Source organism: Micromonospora sp. NPDC049529 (assembly GCF_055586685.1).
The window spans coordinates 97,061-107,397 of the sequence record NZ_JBVJHT010000027.1; the positions used below are offsets into that span (position 1 = coordinate 97,061).

Annotated in this window: 9 protein-coding genes; 3 read left to right on the forward strand and 6 right to left on the reverse strand. The window is 72.6% G+C overall.

Going from position 1 to position 10,337, the window contains the following annotated elements; all coding sequences use genetic code 11:
• Positions 1 to 145 precede the first annotated feature (145 nt).
• The 3 genes from ACZ6QQ_RS33450 to ACZ6QQ_RS33460 all read right to left on the reverse strand — a co-directional run bounded on the left by ACZ6QQ_RS33450 (position 146) and on the right by ACZ6QQ_RS33460 (position 4,710).
• Complete coding sequence (locus ACZ6QQ_RS33450) at positions 146 to 1,552, reverse strand: hypothetical protein (RefSeq protein ID WP_465881754.1); 1,407 nt, start codon at positions 1,550 to 1,552, stop codon at positions 146 to 148.
• A gap of 247 nt (positions 1,553 to 1,799) precedes the next feature.
• On the reverse strand, positions 1,800 to 3,593 hold the full coding sequence (locus tag ACZ6QQ_RS33455; RefSeq protein ID WP_465881755.1) for a thiamine pyrophosphate-requiring protein: 1,794 nt from the start codon (positions 3,591 to 3,593) through the stop codon (positions 1,800 to 1,802).
• Positions 3,586 to 4,710, reverse strand: coding sequence for a baeRF2 domain-containing protein (locus ACZ6QQ_RS33460; RefSeq protein WP_465881757.1), 1,125 nt, complete (start codon positions 4,708 to 4,710; stop codon positions 3,586 to 3,588). Before ACZ6QQ_RS33460 ends, ACZ6QQ_RS33455 begins: the two co-directional genes overlap by 8 nt.
• Positions 4,711 to 4,897: 187 nt before the next feature.
• Between ACZ6QQ_RS33460 and ACZ6QQ_RS33465 the strand changes: the two genes are divergently transcribed.
• Positions 4,898 to 5,452: a hypothetical protein gene (locus tag ACZ6QQ_RS33465; RefSeq protein WP_465881770.1), complete on the forward strand. Its 555-nt coding sequence runs from the start codon at positions 4,898 to 4,900 to the stop codon at positions 5,450 to 5,452.
• A 33-nt stretch (positions 5,453 to 5,485) separates the two neighbouring features.
• Here ACZ6QQ_RS33465 and ACZ6QQ_RS33470 read toward each other — a convergent pair whose 3' ends face one another.
• On the reverse strand, positions 5,486 to 5,821 hold the full coding sequence (locus ACZ6QQ_RS33470) for a DUF3817 domain-containing protein (RefSeq protein WP_465881759.1): 336 nt from the start codon (positions 5,819 to 5,821) through the stop codon (positions 5,486 to 5,488).
• A gap of 225 nt (positions 5,822 to 6,046) precedes the next feature.
• On the opposite strand from ACZ6QQ_RS33470, the gene ACZ6QQ_RS33475 reads away from it, so the two are divergent.
• Positions 6,047 to 7,528 (forward strand): glutamate-cysteine ligase family protein, encoded by a 1,482-nt coding sequence (locus ACZ6QQ_RS33475; protein WP_465881761.1) that lies wholly within the window; start codon positions 6,047 to 6,049, stop codon positions 7,526 to 7,528.
• Positions 7,529 to 7,534: 6 nt separating this feature from the next.
• On the opposite strand, the gene ACZ6QQ_RS33480 is transcribed toward ACZ6QQ_RS33475, so the two are convergent.
• Together ACZ6QQ_RS33480 and ACZ6QQ_RS33485 are read right to left on the reverse strand one after the other, a co-directional pair.
• Positions 7,535 to 8,707 (reverse strand): zinc-dependent alcohol dehydrogenase, encoded by a 1,173-nt coding sequence (locus ACZ6QQ_RS33480; RefSeq protein ID WP_465881762.1) that lies wholly within the window; start codon positions 8,705 to 8,707, stop codon positions 7,535 to 7,537.
• 34 nt (positions 8,708 to 8,741) lie between these two features.
• Positions 8,742 to 9,707 carry an SRPBCC family protein gene (locus tag ACZ6QQ_RS33485; protein ID WP_465881763.1) on the reverse strand — a complete coding sequence of 322 codons (966 nt, stop codon included), beginning with the start codon at positions 9,705 to 9,707 and terminating at the stop codon, positions 8,742 to 8,744.
• Positions 9,708 to 10,113: 406 nt separating this feature from the next.
• Between ACZ6QQ_RS33485 and ACZ6QQ_RS33490 the strand changes: the two genes are divergently transcribed.
• Positions 10,114 to 10,337: glycogen/starch synthase (locus ACZ6QQ_RS33490; RefSeq protein ID WP_465881765.1), on the forward strand; the 224-nt coding region annotated here is incomplete at its 3' end.

Sequence of the window (10,337 nt, forward strand, 5' to 3'; positions counted from 1 at the left end):
AACAGCGCCCGCCCACATCTAGTTACGTAGCGCAGTTAACCGGTTGCAGTCAGCGACGTTCCCGCTCTGTAGGTACTCAATCACGGGACCGGACTTTCGCGGGATGTTTTGCCGGCGGACCCCCTCGACGAAACGGCCGCCCCTCTCAGCAGACCAGCAGACCGTGCGCGGTGCCGGCCGCCCGCAGCCCGGCCAACGCGTCCTGCACCCCCAGGCGGGCCGGGGCCGGCAGGTCGTACGGCTGCCCGCGCAACACCTCGGTGGCGTGCCGGGTCGGTACCGAGGTGACCGGATAGCCCCGTGCGGCGATCCGGTCCAGGGCCCGGCGACGCCGGCCGAACGACGCCACCGCCAGCCACTGCGGCAACCCGGCCAGCGCCGGTGACCGCATCCCGGGCGGCTCGGGCAGCACGTCGACCGAGCTGAACGGCGTACTGCCGGCCAGCCACCACTCCGCGCCGGCCACCCGCAGGCTGGTCGCGTTCTCGCACCAGTACGGCACCAGCCCGGCCCGGACCACCTGGTACGGGTCGAGCAGCCGCCCGCACTCCACCACGCACCGGTCACCACTCTTGCCGGCCGCCCGCAGCCAGCCCCGGTACACGTCAGCGGTGGCCGCGCTCAACGCCTCCGGCTCGGCGTACAACACCCGGTGCAGCGCGCCGTCGGTCTCCCGGACCCGGTCGAGCAGACTCTGCTCGAAGCCGGGCTCGATGCCGTGCTCGGCGTAGCCCTGCGGGCCGGTCGGCGGCGGCGGCTCCCACCGCTGCGGGTCACCACCGGCGGCGCGCAGCACCTGGTCCAGCGGCTCGCTCAGGATGCGGAAGTCGGCCGGCGCCAGCCCGCTGCCCGGACTGCCCAACTGGAACGCGTGCCCCTGCCCCTCGTCGGCCACCGGCCAGGTCCGCACGTCACGCAGCAGCAGTACGGGCGCACCCGGCGCCAACCGCTCGTCGAGGAAGGTCCGGTACGCCTCCGGCAGCTGCCGCCAGCGCAGCACCAGGGAGACGGTCGAACCGGCGAGTACGCCCCGCACCGCCGGATCGTGCACCTGCCGGACCCGGATGCCCGGATTCGCCGCCACCAGCCGCTGCGCCACCTGCGCGCCGTACGCGAACGAGCCGGCGAGGTTGTCCACCGCGCCCTGCGGCCACTGCACCGACACCTCGAAGCCGGCCGGCAGCCACGGCATGCCCAGCGCGGTGGCCAGGTGCACGGCGGCACCACTCGGCGAACCGAGCACCACCCCCGGAAACTCGCCGGCCGGATAGTGGTCGACCATCCAGCGGGCCACCCACTCGGCGTCGACCTGGCCCACCTGACGTACGGGCAGCGCCGCCCGGCCGCCCGCGCGGGCCACCGCCGCCCGGCGTACCGCCTCCGGGGTGCCCGGAAACCGGGCCAGCATCGGCTGGTAGCCGAGGTCGGCGCAGTCCTCGCCGCGCAGGGCCCGGGACGCCGCGGCGAGCAGCACCCGGGCCGGACTGTCCAGCGCCACGACCCGTCGCGGTCCGGGGACGTCGGGCCCACTCTCGGCCACCCATTCCTGCATCTCCCGCACCGAAACCCGCCCTTCATCGTCCACTTGCCACACGCGGGCTTCCCGTCCGGATCGCGTTCAAACGACCTTTCCGCAACCCTGAGTGAGCAAATCCGCGCACGGCGCCCCTCTGCGTCGTCGAACCGCGAACGCCCCGGTACGCGCCGGTCACCCGGTTGCGTACCGGGCATCCGGTTGCCCGCCGCGCGTCCCACGGGACACGCCCGCAGGGGTCCCACCGCCCGTCGGACGGCCGACCTCAGGTCAGTTCGTCGTCGCCGGCACCGGCCCGTTCCCGGACCAGTTCGGCCCGGGCCCGGCTGGCCACCTCGCCGCCTTCCTCGGCCCGCTCGACCAGCAGCCCGCGCAGGTCGGCGAACGGCCGGTCGGGCGGGGCGAGCGGCACCGAGGCGTCCACCACCGCCTCGATCAGGGTGGGACGATCGGCGGCGAGCGCCTCGTCCCAGGCCGCCCCCATCATCTCCGCCCGGTCGATACGCAGACCGTGCATGCCGAGCAGCCGGGCCCAGCCCGCGTACGGGACGTCCGGCAGCCGCTGGGCCTCGGGCGTGGCCGGCTGTCCCGAGCCGACCTGGCTCTGACTCATCCCGGCCTGGTCCCGGTTGTTGAGCACCAGCACCACGAACCGGGGATCGGCCCAGCCGGACCAGCGGTTCGCCACCGTCACCAGCTCGGCCAGTCCGTTGAGCTGCATCGCCCCGTCCCCGGCGAGCACCACCACCGCCCGGTCCGGCGCGGCCAGCTTCGCCGCGACACCGTACGGCAGGGCGCAGCCGGTCGCGCCGAGCGTGCTGGACAGGTGGGCCGGTACGCCCGGCGGCAGTTGCACGTGGCGGGCGTACCAGTAGGTCACCGAGCCGACGTCGACCGCGACCGCGCAGTCCCAGGGCAACCGGGGCGACAGCTCGCGGAGCACGTGCTGCGGGTTCATCGGTTGCGCCGGGGCGTCGGCGCGGGCGGTGGCATCTTCCCACCAGTGGTCGAAGGAGACCTCGATGGTCTGCCGCCACTCCCGGTTGGCCCGCTGAGGCACCCGGTCCAGCAGGGCGCGCAGCGTCTGCGTGGCGTCGCCGACCAGCGGCACGTCCACCGGGTAGCGGTTCGCCAGCCGACGGCCGTCGATGTCGATCTGGATCGTGGCCGCCTGGCCGGGCATCGGGTAGTAGTCGGTCCACGGGTCGTTCGTGCCGACCAGCAGCAGGGTGTCGCAGCCGCCGAGCAGTTGCGCGCTGGCGGTGGTGCCGAGTTCCCCCATCACGCCGGTGTGGAACGGCAGCCGCTCGTCCAGCACCGGCTTGCCGAGCAGCGAGGTGGTGATGCCGGCGCCGATCCGGTCGGCGAGGGCGACGATCTCCTCGGCCGCGCCGTAGCCGCCCTGTCCGACCAGGATGGCCACCCGGCGACCGGCGCCGAGCAGCTGCGCCGCCGCGTTCAGGTCCGCCTCGTGCGGCAACACCCGGGCCGGGGGCAGTCCCGGCACCATCGAGAGCACGCCGTCCGCACGGGCCGGCAGATCGGGTACGGCGGCCGTCTGCACCTGCTGCGGCACGATCACGCAGGTGGGGCTCCGGGTGGCGACCGCGGTGCGGAAGGCCCGGTCGATCAACGAGGCCACCTGTTCGGGCCGGTCGGCCACCCGGACGAACTCGCACGCGTCGCTGAACAGCCGGACCAGTTCGATCTCCCGGTACGCCGCGCCGAACGGGCCGTCCAACTGCTGCCCGACGATGGCGACCACCGGCTTGCCGTCGAGCTTGGCGTCGTACAGGCCGGAGAGCAGGTGGATGGCGCCCGGTCCCTGGGTGGCCAGGCAGACACCGACCCCGCCGGTGTACTTGGCGTGGCCGGTGGCCATGAAACCGGCCGTCTCCTCGTGCCGGGCCTGGACGAAGGCGGGTGTGCCGCCGGCCCGGTGCAGCGCCGCGACGATCGGCTCGACGCCGTCGCCGGAGGCGCCGAAGACGCGCGGCACGTGCCACGCCCGCAGCCGCTCGACCAGCAGGTCCGCCACCGTCCGGGTCGGCTCAGCCATCGGTGCGTCCCGGTGTGCTGGCGTCGGCGTAGCGCAGGATCGCACCCACCCCGTCGGGCAGTTCCGGCGCCTCGTCCGGCCCGAGTACGGTCAGCCCGGCGTCGGTCCCGACCAGGGCCCGGACCAGGGCCGCGTCGGCGCGTACCAGTTGCGGGTCGGCCACCGACATGGCGGTGAGCTGCTCCGGCCCGAGGGCGATCTCGGTCGGCTCCGCACCGATCCAGAGCTGGTCGGTCGAGGACGGGTCGTCGACCAGCAGCATGTTCTCGACCTGCCCGCGTTGCAGGGCGTTCACGACCGCGTCCATCCCGTTGCCGATCTGCTCCTGCATCCCGAACCTGTCCAGGGCGGCATCGGCGTGCGCGGTCGCCACCTCGGCGATGGCCTGCACGGTCACGTCGTCGAGTGCGGAGTTGTCGCTGCCGGCGGCCCGGAAACCCGCGTCGGTGTGCACGATCCGGTCCTGCCAGCGGGCCGGCAACTGGGCGGCGAGCATCTGCCGGGCCTGCGTGTCGCCGGCCACCACGACAACCTCGGCCCCGACCAGGTCGGCGAGTTCGGCGGTGGCCGCCGCCGCGTCTCCGGCGTTGCGCTTCCACGCGGTGAGCGCGGCCCGTTGGAAGTTCCCCTGGGACCAGGCTCCGGGCTTGACCCGGCGGACCGGGAACGTGTTGCCGCCGCCGACCTCCGCGCGCCGGGCCACCCCGCCGGCACTGACCCCGTCGACACTGGCCCCGGTGCGGTCGGCCAGTACCCGCACCCAGGGCACCTGTTCGCCCCGCTGGGCGAGCAGCGGCATGGTGTGGGCCAGCGGGCCGTTGGCGGCGATGTCCTTCAGTGGCGGGGCGGACAGGTACTCGGTGAGCACCACCTCCCCGTCGGTGGCGAAGGCGGCGATGCCGTAGTCGCCGGCCATCGGGTCGTGTCCGCGTACCACGCCGTCGAGGGCGGCCACCGTCGCCGGATCGGCCCGCTGCTGGGCCAGCCGCTCCCGCAGGGCACGCCAGCGCAGGTCGAGGGCGGGCCGGGCGTCCTGGCTGTCACGTGAGGCATCCAGGTAGACCGAGGCCCAGGGTCCGGGTCGGGCGTAGATCGGGCGCAGGAAGGACAGCTCCATGGTTGTCGACCCCTCTCCAACTCGCCCCTGGCATACCCGCGCCGCCCGGCTTGTCACCTGGGCGCGGGCCCCCCACCGGTCGACGTCGTTGCGGTCGAAGGGGTCGTCGAGGCGCGGAAGCGCGATTCACTCACTTTCCGCCCAGCCCCGACTACAGATACAATGCGTGAACCAAAGCGGACTCTCGGTGGTGAAAATGGACAGCGAGCTCTATCCCGAGCGAGTGACGTACCGGCGTGGGCCGATCGTCACCGGCCGGGTCGTCCGGCTGCTCGACGGTTACTCCCGCGAGATGAAGGTGCAGCGGCCCATCGTCGTCGCGGTGCTCGCCACCGCCGGGGTGGCCCGGATGGCGTTCCTGCTGCTCGCCTCGCTGCTGCGCTCCGGCGCCGGAGCCGGCGCCCAGCGCCGCTGGAAAGAGCTGCGCAAGGGCCCGGAGTTCCTGGTCACGCCGCTGCGGATCCGGGACGGCGACGGCGTGCTCTGCGAGATGGAGATCCACGGCCACCTGCCGCAGAGCGCGATCGAACCGGCCGACCACATCCAGGTGACCATCCGGCCGCAGAAGGACCTGCAGCTCGCGCCACGGGTGGAACGGATCGTGAACCTGACCACGGCGCAGTTGCTCACCCCGCGTCCGCCGACCGTCTGGTCGCACCTGGGACCGGCCCTGCTGCTCCAGGCGATCCTCGGACTGCTGCTGATCGGCGCGATCGGCGCCTGCACCGTCATCGCCGGCTGACCGACCCGGCGACTGCCGCCGGGTATGGGCGGGTCAGCCGACCGGCACCGGGTTCCGGGCCGGGGCGGGGTCGGCCAGCAGGCCGCGCCGACGGGCCCAGCGCTCGAAGAGCAGCGTCGCCAGCGGCGGCACCGAGCAGGCGAGCGCCACCAGGGTCACCGGCCAGCTCCACCGACCCAGGCGGCTGACCAGCAGGACCAGCCCGACGTAGGCGACGAACAGGCCACCGTGGATCGGGCCGAAGATCTGCACACCGATCTCGTTCCCGGTCGGCCCGTACTTGAAGATCATCCCGGTCAGCAGGGCCAACCAGGAGATCGCCTCCGCGATCGCGGCCACCACGAACAGTTTCTGCGCCGTACGCCGCATCGGCCCTCCTTCGGCTTCCGACCCGTGATCGTACGCGAGGCCGGTACCGGCCTCGGGCGATACCGGGGATCGGGCACGCCACGCCTCACTCGGCCGGGGTCGCCAAGGACCGGACACCGGGTGTGTCAGCGCCACCCGACCGGGGAACCATGTCGATCGAGCACTTCCCATGCGGCACCGGCCGTGCGAGGTTGGAAGCACTCGGAGTAGCTGGATGGTGACCTGATGGGTGAAGAGGTTGGGCCGCGGACGTTCACGCGTGAGGACCGCGCGCGGTACCGGGAGAAGATCCGGCACTGCCTGGACGTCTTCGCCGAGATGCTGCGCGAGGCCCGGTTCGACGTCGACCGGCCACTGACCGGGATGGAGATCGAGCTCAACCTCGTCGACGACCAGGCGATGCCGGCGATGCGCAACGCCGAGGTGCTCGCCGCCGTCGCCGACCCGCAGTTCCAGACCGAACTGGGGCAGTTCAACGTCGAGATCAACGTGGCACCGCGCCAGCTGGCCGGGACCGGTACGGCCGACTTCGAGGCCGACGTCCGGGCCAGCCTCAACTCGGCGAACCTGAAGGCCCGTACGGTCGACACCCAACTGGTCATGATCGGCATCCTGCCCACCCTGCGGGCCGACCACCTGACCGTCGACGCGCTCTCGGCGAACCCCCGCTACACCCTGCTCAACGAGCAGATCTTCGCCGCCCGGGGGGAGAACGTGCGGATCCGGATCGCCGGGGTGCAACGGCTGGAGACCACCGCCGACACCATCACCCCCGAGGCCGCCTGCACCAGCACCCAGTTCCACGTGCAGGTCAGCCCGAGCCAGTTCGCCGCGTACTGGAACGCCGCCCAGGCGATCGCCGGAGTCCAGATCGCGCTCGGGGCCAACGCCCCGTTCCTGTTCGGCAGGGAACTGTGGCGGGAGACCCGGATCCCACTGTTCGAACAGTCCACCGACACCCGGCCGGAGGAGATCAAGGCCCAGGGCGTACGCCCACGGGTCTGGTTCGGCGAACGCTGGATCACCTCGGTCTTCGACCTGTTCGAGGAGAACGTCCGCTACTTCCCCGCGCTGCTGCCGATCTGCGACGCCGAGCAGCCGGCGGCCGCCCTCGCCCGTGGCGACATCCCCGCCCTGTCCGAGTTGCGGCTGCACAACGGCACCGTCTACCGCTGGAACCGTCCGGTGTACGACGTGGTCCACGGGCGCCCGCACCTGCGGGTGGAGAACCGGGTGCTGCCGGCCGGACCGACGGTGGTCGACACCATCGCCAACGCGGCGTTCTACTTCGGGCTGGTCCGCAGCCTGGCCGAGTCCGACCGGCCGCTCTGGTCGCAGATGTCGTTCAGCGCCGCCGAGGAGAACTTCCACACCTGTGCCCGGCAGGGCATCGCCGCCCAGGTCTACTGGCCCGGTCTGGGCTACCTGCCGGTGACCGAACTGGTGCTGCGCCGGCTGCTGCCGCTGGCCCGCGCCGGTCTGGACCGGTGGGGGCTCGCACCGGCCGAGTCCGACCGGCTGCTCGGCATCATCGAGCAACGCTGCCTGACCGGGCGCAACGGCGCGACCTGGCAGGTGGCGACCCTGCGCGAACTCGAACGGGCCGGTGACCTCGACCGGCCGGCCGCGCTACGCGAGGTGCTGTGCCGCTACATCCCACTGATGCACAGCAACCAGCCGGTGCACGAGTGGCCGTACCCCGACTGAGCCGGATCAGACGGTCAACACCACCTTGTTGCAGTCCTGCTGCTTGTTCTTGAACAGCTCGTACGCCTGCGGCGCCTCGTCGAGCCGCATCCGGTGGGTGACCACGAAACTCGGATCGATTTCGCCCCGGCGGATCCGGTCCAGCAGCGGCCGCAGGTAACGCTGCACGTGGCACTGTCCGCTGCGCAGGGTCAGCGACCGGTTCATCAGCGAACCCATGGGGAACTTGTCGACGAACCCGCCGTAGACACCGATCACCGAGACGATGCCGGCGTTGCGGCAACTCATGATCGCCTCGCGCAGCGCGTGCGGCCGGTCGGTCTCCAGCCGCACCGCCTGCTTACCCCGGTCGTACGCGTTCAGCAGGCCGGACGGGTGGTGCGACTCGGTGCCCACCGCGTCGATGCAGGCGTCCGGTCCCCGACCGGCGGTCATCTCGCGCAGCGCCTCCAGCACGTCGGTCTGCTCGTAGTTGATGATCTCCGCGCCGGTGTGTTCCCGCGCGATCCGCAGCCGCTCCGGATACCGGTCGATGGCGATCACCCGCTCCGCGCCGAGCATCCGGGCGCTCGCCATCGCGAACTGTCCCACCGGGCCGGCGCCCCAGACCGCGATCACGTCCCCGCGCTGGATGTCGCACATCTCCGCGCCCATGTAGCCGGTCGGGAAGACGTCGGAGAGGAACAGCACCTGCTCGTCCCGGAGGTCGTCCTCGATCTTGATCGGCCCGACGTCGGCGAACGGGACCCGTGCGTACTCGGCCTGGCCGCCGGCGTAACCGCCGAGCATGTGCGAGTAGCCGTAGACGCCGGCCGGCGAGTGGCCCATCACCATCTCCGCCAGACCGGCGTTCGGGTTCGAGTTCTCGCAGACCGAGAAGAAGCCGTGCGTACACGCGGCGCACTGGCCGCAGGCGATCGGGAACGGCACCACGACCCGGTCACCGACGCGCAGGTTGCGCACCTCCCGACCCACCTCGACGACCTCGCCCATGAACTCGTGGCCGAGGACGTCGCCCTTCTTCATCGTCGGGATGTAGCCGTCGTACAGGTGCAGGTCCGAGCCGCAGATTGCGGTCGAGGTGACCCGGACGATGGCGTCCCGATCACTCATGATCCGGGGATCGGGCACCTCCCGTACCTCGACGGTGTTGCGGCCCATCCAGCAGTTCGCGCGCATCGTCGCCCCCCGTTCGCCGGTCCGCTGTCGGTTCTCAACCTGCCGGCGTACCGGCGAGCGGCTGCGCCGGGTACCGCATCATGTGCCGGCGGAGGTCCGTCCCGTCCGGACTGGCGTCCGAGCGGACGATCTCGCCCGTCTCAATCACCTGTTTGAACCGGCGTAGGTCATCCCTGACCTGCAAGGTCGGCTCCTCGCCGAAGAGCTTGGCGACCGCGCGGCCGAGCGAGCCGGCCGGCGGCGCGTAGCGCAGTTCCACCCGGACCTCGGTGCCGCGCCCGCCCGGCACCGCGACGAACCGGACCCGACCCGCGTTCGGCACCACCGTGCCGGGCAGCGAGCGCCACGCCAGCAACTCCGACGGTCGGTCCCGGACGATCTCGGCATCCCAGTGGACGCTGCGGCCGGCCGGTGCCTTGGCGGTCCACCGTGACCGCCCGTCGCCGCCGACCCGGACCGACTCCAGGTGACGCATGAAGCGGGGCAGGTTGGCGAGGTCGCGCCAGAACCGGTAGACCTCGTCGGGGGGTCGATTGATCGTGACCGAGGCGTGCAGTCGCAGCACGCGGCCGTTGGCGCGGGCGGCACGGGTGGCGGCCACCGCGGTGACCAGGTCCAGCGCCGTGACGACGCCGATGACGGCGGTCGCGGCGGCGGCCCGCCGCTGCCGGTGCCGGTCGCCGGTCCGCACGGCCAGACCGAGCACACCCAGGTCCATCGCGTCCCCGGCGACCCGCGTCCAGGCCCAGGTGGCCGGGCGGCGACCGCTCAGCAGGCCGGCGGCGTGGCCCAGCTCCCGCCCTCCCGCGGCGCGCAGGATCGTCCGGTGATCGGGAAGGTGGTCCAGGCCGGCGATCACGGCAAGCCGGTCCGGCACGGTCAGCAGGGCGGCGCCCAGCCCGGCGCTCAGCACACCGAGCAGCCGGGGCACCGGGCCGGCCATTCTCGTCGCCAGCTCCGGTGGTTCGTCGGCCGATCCGGTCCCGTCCGTGGTGTGCACCGGTTGCCCCCTCGCCCGTGGACCGTGGCGCGGGACCGCCCGGTCGGCGGGCCCGACGTCACCCGTACGCCCTACGTCACACACGCTAGCCCGCGGTTCGGTGCGTTACCGGCGGATGCGGAACAACCACCCGAGCGGGGCCGCCGGCCCCGCGCGCGGCCCCGGCGACCGGCCACCGCCACTGTGGAGCCGACCGGTCGGACGAACGGTCGGTCCGGCGGTGTCATCGGTCACCTTCGGGCCTTTCGGGATGCGGATCCGGGCCGGGTGCCTTTTCCTTGTACGTGGGTCGCGCGCCGCGGTGTGGCGGTGGCCGACCCGCCCGGCCGGTTCGGCCGCCCTTTCCCACCTTTCCCCTGCCGGCACCGGCGCCGGCGTGCCCACTCTCGCTCGGACGGAGACGAATGTGACGACCCGACGGGTCGGCGAGCACCTCGCGAACGGTTCGACCGGTCAGGACCACCCCTGCCGCCCCATCCCCACCTCCCGCCCGCAACTCGGGCTGCCGACCGCCTCGGGCGGTCCGGTCGAGGCCCGGCAGCGGATTCTGATGCTCTCCTGGGAATACCCGCCCGTCCTCGTCGGCGGACTCGGCCGACACGTCCACGCCCTCTCCGTCGCCCTCGCCGC

Excerpts from the sequence above, each read along its gene's own strand:
- ACZ6QQ_RS33450 (WP_465881754.1), bottom strand. The coding sequence starts at position 1,552 with ATGCAGGAATGGGTGGCCGAGAGTGGGCCCGACGTCCCCGGACCGCGA.
- ACZ6QQ_RS33455 (WP_465881755.1), bottom strand. The coding sequence starts at position 3,593 with ATGGCTGAGCCGACCCGGACGGTGGCGGACCTGCTGGTCGAGCGGCTG.
- ACZ6QQ_RS33460 (WP_465881757.1), bottom strand. The coding sequence starts at position 4,710 with ATGGAGCTGTCCTTCCTGCGCCCGATCTACGCCCGACCCGGACCCTGG.
- ACZ6QQ_RS33470 (WP_465881759.1), bottom strand. The coding sequence starts at position 5,821 with ATGCGGCGTACGGCGCAGAAACTGTTCGTGGTGGCCGCGATCGCGGAG.
- ACZ6QQ_RS33475 (WP_465881761.1), top strand. The coding sequence starts at position 6,047 with ATGGGTGAAGAGGTTGGGCCGCGGACGTTCACGCGTGAGGACCGCGCG.
- ACZ6QQ_RS33480 (WP_465881762.1), bottom strand. The coding sequence starts at position 8,707 with ATGCGCGCGAACTGCTGGATGGGCCGCAACACCGTCGAGGTACGGGAG.